This is a genomic window from Jeotgalibacillus salarius (genome assembly GCF_004405125.1).
GTDB lineage: Bacteria > Bacillota > Bacilli > Bacillales > Jeotgalibacillaceae > Jeotgalibacillus > Jeotgalibacillus salarius.
On record NZ_SORX01000010.1, the window covers coordinates 1 to 15,661 of the forward strand.

15 protein-coding genes are annotated in these 15,661 nt (G+C 43.2%); 13 read left to right on the forward strand and 2 right to left on the reverse strand.

Annotation, left to right across the window (positions count from 1 at the left end):
• Positions 1-141 precede the first annotated feature (141 nt).
• The gene (locus E2626_RS14165) at positions 142-336 is read right to left on the reverse strand and encodes a helix-turn-helix domain-containing protein (protein ID WP_134382442.1); all 195 of its coding nucleotides are present in this window, start codon (positions 334-336) and stop codon (positions 142-144) included.
• A gap of 156 nt (positions 337-492) precedes the next feature.
• On the opposite strand from E2626_RS14165, the gene E2626_RS14170 reads away from it, so the two are divergent.
• From E2626_RS14170 to glmM, 13 genes are all read left to right on the forward strand, one after another.
• On the forward strand, positions 493-1,776 hold the full coding sequence (locus tag E2626_RS14170; RefSeq protein ID WP_134382443.1) for an MFS transporter: 1,284 nt from the start codon (positions 493-495) through the stop codon (positions 1,774-1,776).
• A gap of 130 nt (positions 1,777-1,906) precedes the next feature.
• Positions 1,907-2,323, forward strand: coding sequence for a universal stress protein (locus tag E2626_RS14175; protein WP_244094341.1), 417 nt, complete (start codon positions 1,907-1,909; stop codon positions 2,321-2,323).
• Positions 2,324-2,438: 115 nt separating this feature from the next.
• The gene (locus tag E2626_RS17260) at positions 2,439-2,603 is read left to right on the forward strand and encodes a hypothetical protein (RefSeq protein WP_166786837.1); all 165 of its coding nucleotides are present in this window, start codon (positions 2,439-2,441) and stop codon (positions 2,601-2,603) included.
• Positions 2,603-3,223, forward strand: a complete 621-nt coding sequence (locus tag E2626_RS14180; protein WP_134382445.1) for a class I SAM-dependent methyltransferase — start codon at positions 2,603-2,605, stop codon at positions 3,221-3,223. Before E2626_RS17260 ends, E2626_RS14180 begins: the two co-directional genes overlap by 1 nt.
• 136 nt (positions 3,224-3,359) lie before the next feature.
• Positions 3,360-4,820, forward strand: coding sequence for a SulP family inorganic anion transporter (locus E2626_RS14185; RefSeq protein ID WP_134382446.1), 1,461 nt, complete (start codon positions 3,360-3,362; stop codon positions 4,818-4,820).
• A 27-nt stretch (positions 4,821-4,847) separates the two neighbouring features.
• Positions 4,848-5,264, forward strand: a complete 417-nt coding sequence (locus E2626_RS14190) for a universal stress protein (RefSeq protein ID WP_134382447.1) — start codon at positions 4,848-4,850, stop codon at positions 5,262-5,264.
• 348 nt (positions 5,265-5,612) lie between these two features.
• The gene (gene rocF / locus E2626_RS14195) at positions 5,613-6,515 is read left to right on the forward strand and encodes an arginase (protein ID WP_134382448.1); all 903 of its coding nucleotides are present in this window, start codon (positions 5,613-5,615) and stop codon (positions 6,513-6,515) included.
• A gap of 397 nt (positions 6,516-6,912) precedes the next feature.
• Positions 6,913-7,476 carry an RNA polymerase sigma factor SigW gene (gene sigW / locus E2626_RS14200; RefSeq protein ID WP_134382449.1) on the forward strand — a complete coding sequence of 188 codons (564 nt, stop codon included), beginning with the start codon at positions 6,913-6,915 and terminating at the stop codon, positions 7,474-7,476.
• Between the two features lie 45 nt (positions 7,477-7,521).
• Positions 7,522-8,112, forward strand: a complete 591-nt coding sequence (locus tag E2626_RS14205; protein ID WP_134382450.1) for an anti-sigma factor family protein — start codon at positions 7,522-7,524, stop codon at positions 8,110-8,112.
• A 337-nt stretch (positions 8,113-8,449) separates the two neighbouring features.
• A complete protein-coding gene (locus E2626_RS14210) occupies positions 8,450-9,493 on the forward strand; it encodes a GGDEF domain-containing protein (RefSeq protein WP_134382451.1) in 1,044 nt (347 codons plus the stop codon).
• 126 nt (positions 9,494-9,619) lie between these two features.
• Entirely contained in the window at positions 9,620-10,459 is an 840-nt protein-coding gene (gene cdaA / locus E2626_RS14215) for a diadenylate cyclase CdaA (protein WP_134382452.1), read from the forward strand.
• Positions 10,452-11,807, forward strand: coding sequence for a CdaR family protein (locus E2626_RS14220; RefSeq protein ID WP_134382453.1), 1,356 nt, complete (start codon positions 10,452-10,454; stop codon positions 11,805-11,807). Before cdaA ends, E2626_RS14220 begins: the two co-directional genes overlap by 8 nt.
• 40 nt (positions 11,808-11,847) lie before the next feature.
• Complete coding sequence (glmM, locus tag E2626_RS14225) at positions 11,848-13,197, forward strand: phosphoglucosamine mutase (RefSeq protein WP_134382454.1); 1,350 nt, start codon at positions 11,848-11,850, stop codon at positions 13,195-13,197.
• A 233-nt stretch (positions 13,198-13,430) separates the two neighbouring features.
• On the opposite strand, the gene E2626_RS14230 is transcribed toward glmM, so the two are convergent.
• A complete protein-coding gene (locus tag E2626_RS14230) occupies positions 13,431-15,140 on the reverse strand; it encodes a DUF2207 domain-containing protein (protein WP_134382455.1) in 1,710 nt (569 codons plus the stop codon).
• Positions 15,141-15,661 lie beyond the last annotated feature (521 nt).

Genomic DNA, 15,661 nt, shown 5'->3' on the forward strand with positions numbered 1-15,661 from the left:
TAGAGCATCTGACTTTTAATCAGAGGGTCGAAGGTTCGAGTCCTTCATGGCTCACTCACAAAGCTTCTCAGCGATTACTATATCGCTGGGAAGTTTTTTTGTATCCTGAAAGAAAAATAACGCTACCAAAACCAGGTAGTGTTACACGTTATCTTCGTAAACTGTATCTTTTTTCAGTTGCTCAATTAATGTCTCCAGATCTGAACGCTTAACGCGCCAGTGGCGACCGATTTTAAAGCCTGGTATTTTACCGGTTTGCACTAATTTATAAGTAGTCATTTCGCTCAGCTGAAGATATTCAGCCACCTGTGCAACCGTCATAATTTCGTGAGTCATAGAAAGCCTCCAAAAGTGGTCTGTTTACAGTTTACTAGAAAGCCTCATGTTAGTAAAACGATAGTCCATTTGATTTTTATGCGTTAATGCGAGAAAATGAGTGAATTGAAACAAGTATTACGTTAAGCGAAAGAACGTGAGGAAAGAAGGGTTTAAATGAAGTGGATTGGGCGCAATGATACTGTACCGGTAAATACGCCTTTTTTTTATGGCTGGCTAATTGTTTTAATCGGTGGACTCGGCGTGTTTTTCTCAGGTCCGGGACAGACGTATTTTATCTCAGTTTTTATTGATCAATACATAGAGGATTTTGGTTGGAGTCAGACACAGGTATCTTCAATTTATTCAGCAGCAACACTTGTTTCTGCGTTTTGTATGTTCTTTATGGGGCGGTTAATTGATAAGCTGGGCCAGCGTAAAATGGTTGTGATTGTGTCGATCATGCTGGCAATGGCTGCTTTTTTTAACAGTATGGTAACTAATCTTGTGATGCTTTTCTTTGGCGTTTTAATGTTACGTTTATTTGGTCAGGGTTCCATGACACTGATTCCTAATACGTTGATTCCACAGTGGTTCATGACGAAAAGAGGGAAAGCGCTCAGCTATATGGCAATAGGCGGTTTTGCGAGCTCTGCGGCTTTTCCACCGGTCAATGTATGGCTGGTTGGCGAAATTGGCTGGCAGGCAACGTGGGTGTTGTGGGGAGTGGTTGTATTGGTCGTCTTTACTCCGCTTGCTTTATTCTTTGTCAGAAATCGTCCTGAAGATGTGGGCATGCTTCCTGATGGTCATACAGTTGTCAGGAAGCCAAAGGGTGATGAAACTGAAGTTGAAGAGCCAGAGGTTGAACAGCGCTGGACATTTGCTGAAGCGAGGCGCACAAAAGCTTTTTGGCTGATCTTAAGTTGTGTAGGAATCCCTGCATTAATTAACACAGCGATTACGTTTCATCTGATCGCACTTTTTGGAGAAAATGGCTTAAGTGCGGGGGTTTCTGCGTTCGTTCTGAGTGGGATGGCGATTCTTGGTTTTCCAATTACGTTAATTGCGGGACGCGTGATTGATCGTGTGAAGGTCAATTATATTTTGGCTTTTATATTTGCTTTAGAGATCGTGCTATTGGCTATGCTTGATATCACAACGACTTTTGCAATGGCTGTTGTGTTTACGATTGTCTGGGGGCTTAGCAATGGCTTTGAAAGAATTGCACTTTCCTATGTGTGGCCGCAGTACTTCGGTCGGGCTGCATTGGGGAGTATACAGGGTCTTGCAACCTCTGTGATGGTCCTGGGTTCAGCAATCGGACCTTTGCCTTTTGGGGTAGCTTACGACTATTTCGGCGGTTATGAGGAGATTATATGGATCTCCATCGTATTTCCTGCGATCGGTATTCTTTGCTCACTGCTGGCTAAGCAACCGGTCAAACCAACTTATGATTGATCAAAAAGAATCTTCAGAGAGTTTTTTGCAGATTGTATTTCAAATTTTGTTCAAGTATACTATTGAAAACGCTTTCTTGATTTAAACGCAACGTTCAGCCAATGTTGACTGGATAAAGGAGCGAATGTATATGACAAAAATTCTTCTTGCGACGGATGGATCGGAACATTCAAAAAGAGCACTTGAAAAGGCAATTAAACTGGCGAAGAAATCAGAACAGACAACAGTAGATATGATCTATGCGGTTGATGGTTCAAAATCGAAATCTGATGTGCTTCAGTATGGTGATACAGATACTGCTAATTATCAGCGTCTGAAAAAACTCAAAGCGCTCGGTGAACCGCTCAGAGAAGCAGGTGTAGAAGCAAACTATCATATTGTTCACGGTGAACCGGCAAAAGCCATTATTGCGTTTGCCAACGAACGGGATTATGACATGGTAGTCATCGGCAGCAGAGGCAGAAGTGAAGTCCAAAAGTTTTTATTAGGCAGTGTCAGTCATAAGCTTGTTAAATATGTTCACGCACCAGTAGTGGTGGTTAAATAAAACTCAGGCGTAAAACACCTGAGTTTTTTTAATGTCAAAATATTTGAATTCTGTTATATTTGAATGTATATGAATATAACTTGATCTAATTAAGTTAAAAAGAGGAGTATCACAAATGCGTGAAGGTGATTACATTTTTTATAACGGAACTGCCTGGACAGTGATGAAAATAGATCGCAGATATTTTTGTAGATTGAAAAGAGAAGAAGGCAGTCCAATGATTGAACTGGTCCACTTAAGGGATATTAAGAAGGATCAGAATAAAAGGGGAATAAATTGATGAACCTGACTGATACCGGTGAAAGAATCATACCTGATAATATGAAGCCTTCTAATCAAATGCTGCTTGAACATATGGCGCGCTATCAGTTCTCTTATCCTTACGTGAAAGGGAGGGTGCTTGATGTTGCCTGCGGTTCGGGTTATGGCAGTCAGATGACAGCAAAGCAATCAAAGAGAAAGATCGATGAAATGGTTGCGGTGGATCTGTCTGAAGAAGCCGTAACCTATGCGAGAGGTCGTTATTACCACCCTCTGATTTCTTATAAGGTGCATAATGCGGTAGATCCTGAACTGCCTGAGGAGCTGGGTCAGTTTGATTGTATTCTGTCATTTGAAACCTATGAACATATTGCTGAAGAAGAAGTTTTTCTTCAAAACCTGTATCGTCTGTTAAAACCAGGCGGAACCCTTTTGCTTTCTACACCATTTGGTCAGGGAAGGGGCAAGCCATCAGCATCTCCGTTTCACGTTCACCAGATTACGAGGCAGGAGTTCCGGGAGCTGTTTGATCAGTATGACTACCACAAAAAAGAATTCTACTTCCAATCAGGTGTTTTGGTAGAGCCGTACAGAGAGCAAATGAATTATCAATTAGGAATAGCAGTTTGTAAAAAATAGATTATATTTAAATACAGTCTTTTATAATTGAGTATAATATGTTATAAATGAATAGTTGTTTTACGAACGGATGAAGACTTTTGTGAGACTCAAAAGTCTTTTTTTTTAATTCATATAAGGAAGAGAGGTAGAAAAAATGAGAAAGGTATTTTCTAAGGATGAATGGTTGGGGAATGTTCGGGGTGATGTACTGGCTGGTATAGTCGTTGCTCTCGCGTTAATTCCTGAAGCTATTGCCTTTTCGATTATAGCTGGGGTTGACCCGATGGTTGGGTTATACGCTTCGTTCAGTATCGCGGTTGTGATCGCGTTTGTTGGTGGGAGACCGGGTATGATTTCGGGGGCTACTGGTGCGATGGCTTTATTAATGACTACACTAGTGGCAGAACACGGATTGCAGTATTTGCTCGCAGCAACAGTGTTAACTGGTATTTTACAGGTCCTGGCAGGAGTGTTTAAATTAGCGAAATATATGAAGTTTATTCCGAGATCTGTGATGGTCGGTTTTGTTAATGCATTGGCAATTTTGATATTTACTTCACAGTTGCAGCATTTTGTAGATGAAACGTGGGTCATGTTTGCGCTAGTTGGACTGACATTAGCAATTATATATCTGCTTCCGCTTATAACCAAAGCAGTCCCCTCGACGCTAATTGCAATTATTGTTGTAACGGCATTAGCGATCTTCATGAATTTCGGCGTGAGAACGGTTGGTGATATGGGTGAGCTAACAAGAACATTGCCAATGTTTTTGATTCCTGATATTCCACTGAACTTTGAAACACTTCAGATCATCTTCCCATATGCACTTGCTCTCACGGTTGTTGGGCTGTTGGAGTCGCTTCTGACTGCTTCAATTGTTGATGATGCAACGGATACGGAAAGTGATAAGAATATGGAAAGCCGTGGACAGGGTATTGCGAATATCACAACTGGATTTTTTGGTGGTATGGCCGGTTGTGCGATGATCGGGCAATCTGTTATTAATGTAAAATCCGGAGGGAAAGGGAGATTATCATCCTTGGTAGCCGGTGTTGTATTAATGTTTTTAATCATTGTATTAGGAAACATTGTCGTTCAGATTCCAATGGCAGCACTAGCAGGTGTGATGATTATGGTATCTATTGGTACATTTGACTGGTCATCATTAAAAACACTGCATATCGTACCAAAATCAGATGTTGCGGTAATGGTCGTTACAGTCGCAGTGGTTGTCTACACACATGACTTATCAATTGGCGTACTTTCAGGTGTCGTATTAAGCGCATTATTCTTTGCGGCGAAAATTTCAAAAGTAAAAGTGATGTCTTTGCTGGTCGACGGTGGAGATAAGCGTATATACTATATTAAAGGGCAGCTGTTCTTCGCTTCTGTAACAGAATTCCTGACGAAGTTTGACTTCAGTGAAGAGATCAAAGAAGTAGAGCTTGATTTCACCCATGCTCATCTCTGGGATGATTCAGCAGCAGGCGCATTGGATAAAATCGAAGCCAAATTTGAACAGCACGGTACACATGTAATCAAAAAAGGGCTGAATATTGAAAGCACCGAACTGATGGACAAAATCGGTGGAATTACAAAAGGTGCAGATCATTAACATCTACGGTTAAAGGAGAGAATAAATTTGAAAAAATTATTAGTTGCTACAGATGGTTCGGAACATGCAAAAAGAGCTTTATTAAAGGCCATCGACATTGCAGGTAAAGATGAAGAAGCAATTATTGATCTGATGTATGTGGTAGATGGAGAGACATCTAAAGCTGATGTGCTTCACTACGGAGATTCAGATACGGCAAGCTTTAAACGTGAGAAAAAGCTTAAAGAAAGTGTGGAGCTGGTTGAAGCTGAAGGGATCAAGGCAAACCTGATTATCGAGCACGGTGATCCGGAGGAAACGCTGATTGATCATGCAAACAGCAATGACTACGACCTTGTACTAGTCGGCAGCCGCGGACGCAATAAGCTCCAGACGATGGTACTTGGCAGCGTCAGCCACAAGCTTGTGAAGCATATTGATGCGCCAGTGATGGTTGTGAAATAATTTACACGCAAAAGCCCTTATCGTTCGATGGTGAACGATAAGGGCTTTAGTTATGTGCTTCCCTCAGGATGAATAGAAGTAGAGGTCTGCGTTAAAAGGGTTCGGTATTAGCTGAATGAAGGTAAGAGTCTGAGGGTTATGTGACAAGTTTTGAATGGTTAATTGAAACACCACTAACATTTATTGAATCATCTCCATACTTAATTAAATAACCACTCTTGCAAATCGAACGTAAATACTTTCACACAAGCTCCCATGCATATTCATACATTATCCTGCGCAGTTGAACCATTTGAAATGTAAGCGTTACAATAGCGGAGTGAGACAAATTACAGGGGGTACAAAGAGATGCAGAAAAAGAACATTTCAGTTATAGGCGTACCAATGGATTTGGGACAAATGCGCCGCGGAGTTGATATGGGACCGAGTGCAATTCGTTATGCAGGCTTGCTTGAACGCCTGGAGGCAATTGGCCATACAGTAACGGATCTGGGTGATATTCAGATCGATCAGCCCGAACGTGTGCATACAGCAAATACAAACCTGAGAAACCTTGATGCAGTCGTTAAAGGCAGCACAGCGCTTGCAGATCAAGTGAAAAAAGTTAAAACAGACGGTGACTTCCCGTTAATTCTCGGCGGAGATCACAGTATTGCGATCGGATCGCTTGCGGGCATCAGCAGTAACTATGAAAACCTTGGTGTCATCTGGTACGATGCGCATGGTGATTTGAATACAGGTGATACATCTCCATCAGGTAATATCCATGGGATGCCACTTGCCGTAAGTCTTGGAATTGGTCACGAAGACCTTGTTCATATCCATGGCTACACGCCAAAAGTGAAGCCTGAAAATATCGTGATTATCGGCGCCCGTTCACTTGATGAAGGTGAAAGAGAGCTGATTAAGGAAAAAGGAATCCGTGTGTACACGATGCATGAAGTGGATCGTATGGGCATGACGAAGGTAATGGAAGAGTCAATTGATTACCTGAAGGGACGCACAGATGGTGTCCACCTGTCTCTTGATCTTGATGGACTTGATCCAAATGATGCACCAGGCGTTGGTACACCAGTAATCGGCGGCATCAGCTATCGCGAAAGTCACCTTGCGATGGAAATGCTTGCTGAAGCTGATATCCTGACGTCAGCTGAATTTGTAGAAGTAAACCCGATTTTAGACGAGAAAAACATGACAGCTACAGTGGCAGTTGCACTGGTAGGGTCATTGTTTGGCGAGAAGCTTCTATAATCAGATGTGCCGCCTGCGGACGTTGCAGGCGGCATTTTTATGAAATACGGGTGAGTCTAATGACATGACTTAGGGAACTACCTGTAAAATCTTCTGAACGACCCACGATATTTCCGGAACGAGCGGGGTAATTCCCGGAACTACGACGAAAATCTCCGGAACCCCTACCAAATCCCCTTATACCCCCCACCGCTATTCCAAAATTTTCTATCATTTTTGTAATAATTGGATGACACTGTACTAGAATTAATAGTACAATAGAAGTGCTTGCTTATTAGAACATTCGGCAAATTTCATTTACATAATAAATCTCGAAATAAAAATAAAAAAGCGTGAAACCTTTTGCGCAACATTTACGTAAATAGGTTAGAGCCGCATGGAGCGGAGGTAAAGAAGAATGGAATCCATAGTGAAAAAGCGAATACAGCAGGTGCGGAAGGGAGATCAGGATGCGTTCGGTGAAATCGTGGAGCTCTTTAAAGACAGAGTGTATCACGTCTGCTTCAGAATGCTTGGCAATCGCCATGAAGCTGAGGACATCGCACAGGAAGCATTTATCAGAGCCTATACGAACATTCACACGTTTGATATTGATCGGAAATTTTCAACGTGGCTGTTCCGTATAGCGACTAATTTGTGCATTGACCGGATCAGAAAGAAGAAACCTGACTACTATCTGGATGCAGAAGTCTCCGGAACAGACGGCCTGACCATGTATTCACAGGTACAGACAGACGATCCTCTTCCCGAGGAAGAAGTGGAATCAATGGAATTGCAGGAATCAATTCAAAAAGAAATTTCCAGATTACCCGACAAATATCGTTCTGTTATCGTATTAAAATATATAGAGGAGCTTTCTCTGAAAGAAATCAGTGAAATTCTTGATATGCCGATTGGAACGGTAAAAACAAGAATACACAGAGGCAGAGAAGCGCTTCGGAAACAATTAAGATCAATATAGGAGAGGGTGAGTTAAGTGAACACTTGTCCTGAAAACATCGTGCTTATGATGCATGATTATTTAGATGAAGAGATTTCACAGGAAAAGGAAAAGGAGTTAAAGGTGCACCTTCAGTCTTGTGAAGCGTGCAAAACTCATTTTCATGAATTGAAAAAGACGGTTGCGCTTGTTCAAAGCACTTCACATATACAGGCACCTGGTAATTTCACGCAGAACGTGATGGCGAAATTACCGAAAGAAAAGAAGAAAGCAGGCGTGGAGCGCTGGTTCCACCGACACCCTCTTCTTGCAGCAGTGGCTGTATTCTTTGTGCTGATGGGCGGCAGTTTATTTACAAACTGGAACGGTGGAGAAGAACTGTCCTTTACACAGAGCGAACAGGTTGTAGTAGAAGGTAATACAGTTGTTGTACCTGAAGGAGAAACCGTACAGGGTGATCTGACAGTGCGCAACGGGGACCTTCGCATTGAAGGAACTGTAGAAGGTGATGTAACAATCGTGAACGGCCAGCAGTATATGGCAGGCGCCGGCGGGGTTACAGGTGAGATTGAAGAAATTGACCAGGCATTCGAATGGCTCTGGTATTCAATAAAATCAGCAGCCAAAGAGCTTGGAAGCTTTGGCAGTGATGAATAAGGTTAGTAAAAGATGAGGGTGGGACATAAAAAATGTCTCGCCCTTTTGCTCGTTTCAGTGCGCTTCAGGCGGCCGGCGGTGAGCCTCCCCCTGAAACGGAAATCATCAGCCAACTTAAACAAAGCTAATGTTCAAACTGAATGTATGCTGACAGAAAACAAATATGCAATGAATTTCTTTGGAAATTACTGAAAATTACTATTATTATTTCGAGAATTCTTATATGATGATATTACAGTTAATATCCTAATAAACATTACATAATGGATAAATATAGGTAAATAAATATTGTGTGTATAGTGAAATTTACTTTGAAGATGGAGGAGGGTTTGAAAGATTGAAAGATATTAAGACGGAACAGATCTTCTCTTATTTGAGGTGGATATTTTTAGTTGGTGTGATTGTGACTTACTGGGTTCCTTTTTTAAATGAAAGAATAGGGTACGAGGGGGAATCTTTTTACTGGCTCGTCTCTTTATTTTTCCTGTTTACGGTGATTGCACAATGGCAGCTTCAGGTGAATGAAAAGAAACAGGCTTTTTTTCCGCTGCTTTTCAGAAGCGGTGTATGGATTGACTATGGTGCCTACGTCTGGCTGATTGCCATTACTGGAGGCATTCAAAGTGATTTTCTGCCAATCATGTATGTGATTCTGATGCATGCAATGGTCCACTGGAAAGAACGTGGAGCGATTTGGATGACATCAGCTTTGATTATTGGATTATGGTCATCGCCTTACTATTCAACAGGTTACACAGCAGAAGCGCTTGTGACCGGGGCCGTTCAGACGTTTGTTCTTGTTGTGATGAGTACTTTCAGTGCTGTTCTTGTGCTGAGAGAGCGCAGATATTTTACTCAGGCAGCATCACTGGGAAATGAATTGAAATTGGATGATCTGACAGGTCTTTATAATGTACGCTATTTCAAAGAAGAAATGAAAATGATTTACCAGCAGAATAAACCGTTTCACTTGCTGATTGGTGACATCGATTTCTTTAAAGTGGCAAATGATCGGTATGGCCACCTTTTTGGAGATCAGGTGCTGGCTTGGATCGGTCCGGTTTTGAAAAGAGTGGCACATGAACATAACGGCACCGCATTTCGGTATGGCGGAGAGGAATTTGTCTTTTTATTTCCCGGGAAAGATTTTTATGTCGAAGACTTTTTGTATGAGTTGAGAAATGAATTGGAACGGATTGAAGTAAAGCAGGAAGAGTGGCGTTTAAGTCTGAGTTTCGGACATGCCGTAAGTGAAGAAGGCATTAGTGTAGATGACGTCATTGCATTAGCAGATGCGCGTCTCTATCAGGCAAAAGAAAATGGACGTGCCTGTGCCGTATTAAATAATGATGAGGTTTTACCCTATTTACATGCTTTGTGACACACGTTAAATTCACATTTCAATAGATCAGCATAAGACTTGGACGGTATGGTTGTGTTATAATGAGATGGTTTAAATTTGTTAGATGAAAAGAGATTTTTTAAATAGATAATTGGAGGAAGTCACATGCCGTTTGCCGACCAGTTTTCAGATTTGACGGTGTTAGACCTTGCTGTTCATGCAATTGACATACTCCTCGTGTGGTTTGTTTTATATAAGCTGATCACGGTGATCAGAGGAACAAAAGCTGTACAGCTGTTAAAAGGAATTTTTGTTATTGTTGTGATCCGCGTTTTCAGTGAGTTGCTTGGTTTTAACACACTGGCGTGGATTATGGAACAGGTCATGCTCTGGGGGGTTCTGGGCATTATGATTATTTTCCAGCCTGAGCTGCGCCGTGCACTCGAGCAGCTGGGACGTGGGAAATTATTTGCCAGAGGGAATCTTCAGGAAGATGAAGAGCGTAACCGCCTAGTAGAAGCTGTGACAAAATCAGTCAGCTACATGGCGAAGAGAAGAATTGGTGCCCTGATCTCATTTGAACGCGAAACCGGTATGGGAGACTATATCGAAACGGGTATTCCAATGGATTCGAATCTTACTTCAGAGCTGTTAATTAATTTATTCATTCCTAATACACCGCTGCATGATGGAGCGGTGATTATTCAGAAGAATCGTATTGCGGCGGCTGCGTGTTATCTGCCGCTTTCAGAAAGTCCATTTATCTCAAAAGAACTTGGTACACGTCACCGGGCAGCGCTTGGTGTCAGTGAAGTAACCGACAGTATTACAGTCGTGGTTTCAGAAGAGACAGGTGCGATTTCCGTTACAGCTAACGGTGAGCTTCAACGTGATCTTGAACTGGAAGAGTTCAGCAAGATCATACGCCGTGAATGGTTTGGCGAGAAGGAAACAGCAGACTCTTCAGCACGATGGAACTGGAGGGGGAAAAAGAATAATGGATAAATTCCTTGAAAGCCGCTGGTTCCTGAGAGGTTTTGCCTTACTGGTGGCTGTGCTCATGTTTATCACAGTGAATACTGAAGAAGAAGGAACGAATACTTCTGCAAATTCCCAGAATGATGTGGAAGTGATCGAAAGCGTTCCGGTCGATACAATTTATAACGAAGAGGATCTTGTTGTGACCGGTGTACCGAGTACAGTTGACGTTACGATTCAAGGTCCCACTCAGTTTGTAACCAGAACGAATGCGGTAAGGGATTTCCGTGTATTCTTAAACCTTGCAGATCAAGAACTTGGTACGCATGAAGTCGAACTGCAGTCTGAAGGTTTCTCATCGCAGCTGACTGTGACGATTTCTCCGGCAGTTGCAACGGTTACGATTGATGAGCGTGTCACAGAGGAATTCGCTGTAGACGCAGAATTCAACCAGTCGATTATTCCTGAGGGCTTTGAGCTTGAGGGTATTGAAGCCGATCCTCAAACGGTGCAGGTGACAGGAGCAAGAAATGTCATCGAGTCAATCCGTTATGTGCGGGCAACAGTGGATATAGAAGGTCAGGTTGAAGATGAACAGACGATTGAGTCTACTGTTCAGGTGTTAAATGCGAGCCTCGATAAGCTGCCGGTTACAGTGGAACCGCAGACAGTCGATCTGAATGTCAGTGTGACCCAGCCAAGCAAAGAAGTAACGCTTGTTCCTGCGCCAACCGGAACGCCTGAAGAAGGCCTTGAACTGGAGTCCATTACACTTGCAGAAGAGACTGTAACCATCTATGGGCCAGCAGACACGATTGACAACATCAGTGAAATTGAAGTACCATTTGATCTTTCGGGCGTCACAAGTGACGGTTCACGGATAGACGTACCAATTCCGGTGCCGGATGGTGTGACAAGCTTATCCAGTGAAACAGTAGCAGGAGTGGTCTCGTTTACTGAATCTGCTGAATCCGCAGAAGAGACAGATGAAGAAGAAGCGGGTGCTGCAGCTGACCCTGTGACAGAAGACGAAGAGCAGCCTGCTGAAGAAGATACTGCTTCTGATAATGAAAATAACGAGAATAATGATTCGACTGAAGAGCTGACATTGTCGGCTCTTCCTGTTGAAATGAGAAATACAGGCGATGAACTGCAGGCAACGTATTTAAATCCAGCCAGTGGGGAGCTTAACTTACGCGTGACCGGAGAACCGGAAGCGCTGGAAGAGTTGTCAGAAGACAACGTAGCTTTGTATATAGATGCTGACGGGTTAGAAGAAGGCGAACATGAGATGGAAGTCCAGATTGAAGGACCTTCCAATGTGACATATATTTTATCGCAGGCCAGTATCACATTTTCACTGGCGTCTGCATAAGCCCTTGCGAGGGTGTTTAGAAGAAGGAGCGATGTTTATCATGGGTAAATATTTTGGAACAGACGGAGTCCGCGGAGTAGCAAATGCTGAGCTTACGCCGGAAATGGCATTTAAGCTTGGACGCTTTGGAGGATACGTGCTGACAAAAGAAACAACACGCCCGAAAGTGATAATTGGACGTGATACAAGAATCTCAGGACACATGCTTGAAGGTGCGCTTGTAGCCGGCCTTTTATCAATAGGTGCAGAAGTGATGCGTCTTGGTGTCATTTCAACACCTGGCGTAGCATTCCTGACAAAAGCAATGGGTGCGCAGGCTGGTGTAATGATTTCAGCTTCACACAACCCTGTGCCTGATAATGGAATCAAATTCTTTGGCCCTGACGGCTTTAAGCTGACAGATGCCCAGGAAGATGAAATTGAAGCACTGATTGATGCTGAGACAGACGAAACACCACGCCCGACCGGTGCGGATCTTGGAATCGTGACAGATTACTTTGAAGGCGGCCAGAAGTACCTTCAGTATCTGAAGCAGATTGCAGATGAAGACTTCGGCGGTATTCATGTAGCACTCGACTGTGCGCATGGTGCGACATCCGCTTTAGCAACACATCTGTTTGCAGACCTGGATGCAGACCTTTCAACAATGGGTGCATCACCAAACGGTCTGAACATTAACGAAGGTGTAGGGTCTACACATCCTGAAGCACTTGCTGAATTTGTGAAAGAAAAAAATGCAGACGTCGGTCTGTCATTCGATGGTGACGGTGACCGAATTATCGCAGTGGATGAAAATGGACAGATTGTTGATGGCGACCAGATTATGTTCATCTGTGCGAAGCATTTGAAGAGCGAATCGCGCCTGAAACAAAATACAGTCGTATCAACTGTCATGAGTAACCTTGGATTCCACAAAGGGCTTGAAGAAGCAGGGATCCAGAGCATTCAGACAGCAGTCGGCGACCGTTATGTTGTAGAAGAAATGAGAAAAGGCAGTTACACACTTGGCGGTGAGCAGTCAGGACACATTATCTTCCTTGATTACAACACAACAGGCGACGGTCTATTATCAGGTCTGCAGCTTGTCAATATCATGAAAATGACTGGTAAGAAACTGTCTGAGCTTGCAGCTGAAATGGAAATCTTCCCTCAGAAGCTTGTGAATATCCGCGTAAGCGATAAGCACGGCGTGACAGATAACCCTGATGTGAAGGCAATTATTGAGCAGGTAGAAAAAGAAATGAACGGTGACGGCCGCATTCTTGTACGTCCATCCGGCACAGAGCCGCTTGTACGTGTCATGGCAGAAGCACCGACAAAAGAGCTTTGCGAAGAGTATGTGAACCGCATTGCTGAAGTCGTTGAAGAAGAGATGGGCGTAAAAGCTTAAATTTAAAAAATCCTCCGCAGCTGCGGGGGATTTTTTTGTGATGTGCGGGGGATGGACAATCGAACTGCGGATTAGGACCGGCACACCCGGGGCTCAGCACAAGAGCGCCGGGTGTGTGCACCATGCGCAGTGAGATCAGGACAACAACTGCTGAGATCACAACCACCACAAAACCCCATACACAATAAGAAACCAATCAGTTTACTATCGTGTATGGGGTCACGGAGTGTTTCTTATTCGATTTCCATCATCTCATAAGGATGAACATCCTTCGCAATAAAATATGCAAGCGGCACAGCTTCAAGCGGATGGTGATCTGGGGTAATATAGGATTTCAGATCAACGCCGTTGACCGCCATTTCAATCGCGCGGATCATCCAGGGATCGATGGCTTCTCTTGTGATGGAGAATGTATCGTTTGAAGAAAGCATGAATTTAAACGATAGAATGCTGTCTTCAAGCTGCGATTTTTTATAGTTCACTGACAGTGGTTTGACCAAAAAGACCAGTATCGCCAGCGCAATTCCATATGTCAGGAATGTGAGGTTCAGACCGATATCTATGAGCATAATACCGGTAATGATATTCAGGGCAATCGCAATCAGCCACAACCATTTGTTAAGCGTGAACTTAAACGTCAGGGCGAACAGAATAACGGGAACCGTCAATAGGATCACGATCGCGAGCCAATGACTCTGATCAATGACATGTGTCGCAATGAGCAGTGCAAACATCAGTAACATCAGTATTCTCAGTAACAGAAGTGGTCTTTTATTTGGTCCGAGTTGTGAATTAAATTCTTTCTTCGCAAGCTTCTCCCATGTTTTATAGCCCTGGGATGAGAATTCAGTCAGCAGTGACTCATCCACCACTACTTCATCATGGTGTCTGAATAGAGCTTCTAATAGAAACTTTTCACTTTTCGTAAGTGATACGGTTTGTCCACTTTTACGGAAGGTCAGCTTTTCACCACGCACTCCGGATGTTAATGCACCTTTTTCTTTTATTGTATAAAGTGCTGCTAACAGACTTTCAGGTTGCTTTGGTGCTTCATTTTGTCCGAAAAGGATTGCGAGCGGTGTGAAGTTCATTACATTTTCCGCATGCCCTGAAGAACGTTTACGGATAACGAACATCAGGATAACGGACGTAATGATTGCGATGATCAGGAAAATATTAAACCACATGATTGCATTTTGAATTGAAGACAGTGTTGCGGATCTCTCATCTGCTTCTGCATAAATGGCTTCCTGTTCCTCGATGGCTTTTTCAATAGACATCGGGGCAGGCACAGGCTCGGCTTCAGTCATCACATCTGAAGGGAACAGGATACGTACCTCAGAGTTTGTAAATATGGAAGAAGAAGGCGTGTAAAACCGGACACCGGACTCATCCTGCAGAGTGATATCACCTTTTTTATCAGCAAAGAACACTTTCTGCTGATCTGTTGGAACGGGACCAGGGAAGATCACATCTATGTACAATTCGTTAATATCGTCATCATGATGTGACCCGTCACTGAAAAACGGCAGGTAGGCATCTGTGTATTCGTCATACACCCGCACTGCATCCTCAAGTGTGTAGGAATAAAACACCTTAATCGTTTCGTATTCTCCGTCTACAGTGGTCCATACCGTCTCATCACCGTATTCGTAATCAAGCAGCGCCAAATCACTGCTTTGTATAAATCCTGGTTCATCATTTGGCCCGGTAATGGCGTAGGCTTCAAAGTCAGCGACCCCGCTATGTCCTTCACGGTAGAGGGTACGGCCGACTTCCTCCTCATATTCAGTAAATGAATAATGAAATACTTCGTTAACGGTCACATCACCATTCGGCTGAATCCAGACGCGGACCTTCGCTTCCTGAACGGAGTATGCAGCCGCGTCAGCAGCAATAAAAAGCCATAGGAAGCCTGCAGTGATCATCAATTTCTTCAACATATTTTCACCTTCTTATCTAATGCTATGTAATCATACGAATGATAACAGGAAAAAGTTTCAAAATGAAGATCCTGCGCGAAACTGAAAATCTTTTGTAACCAACGTAACATCAGAACGTGGTATACTAATCCTTGTGCGTCACTTCACAAAAAATTAGATTGACGTAAAAATCAATTTTGACGTATGATAAGGTAAGTGTATTTTTCCCAAATTAGGGTATACAGGAAAAGTCGCACTTTTATTCTAATGTAGAAAGAGAGGGTTGTAAGGTAGACAAATTGCAACAAAAAGCGCCAGGACTGTCCAGCGAAGTGACAGTTGACGAGGAGAAGGAGCATCGAGTGTTCGGCGGATGCCTTCCGGCTGATGACTGCACAGCCGAAAACCTGTTTTTTGAAATCACTGAGGCGACTCTGTGGACAAAGAGAACAGGACTGCAGCACCCTAAAAAACTAAACTAGCGATATTGAAGTAAAGAAAGGCAATCTTAGAGATTGTACAGCTGTGATTGTAGCGTGAGG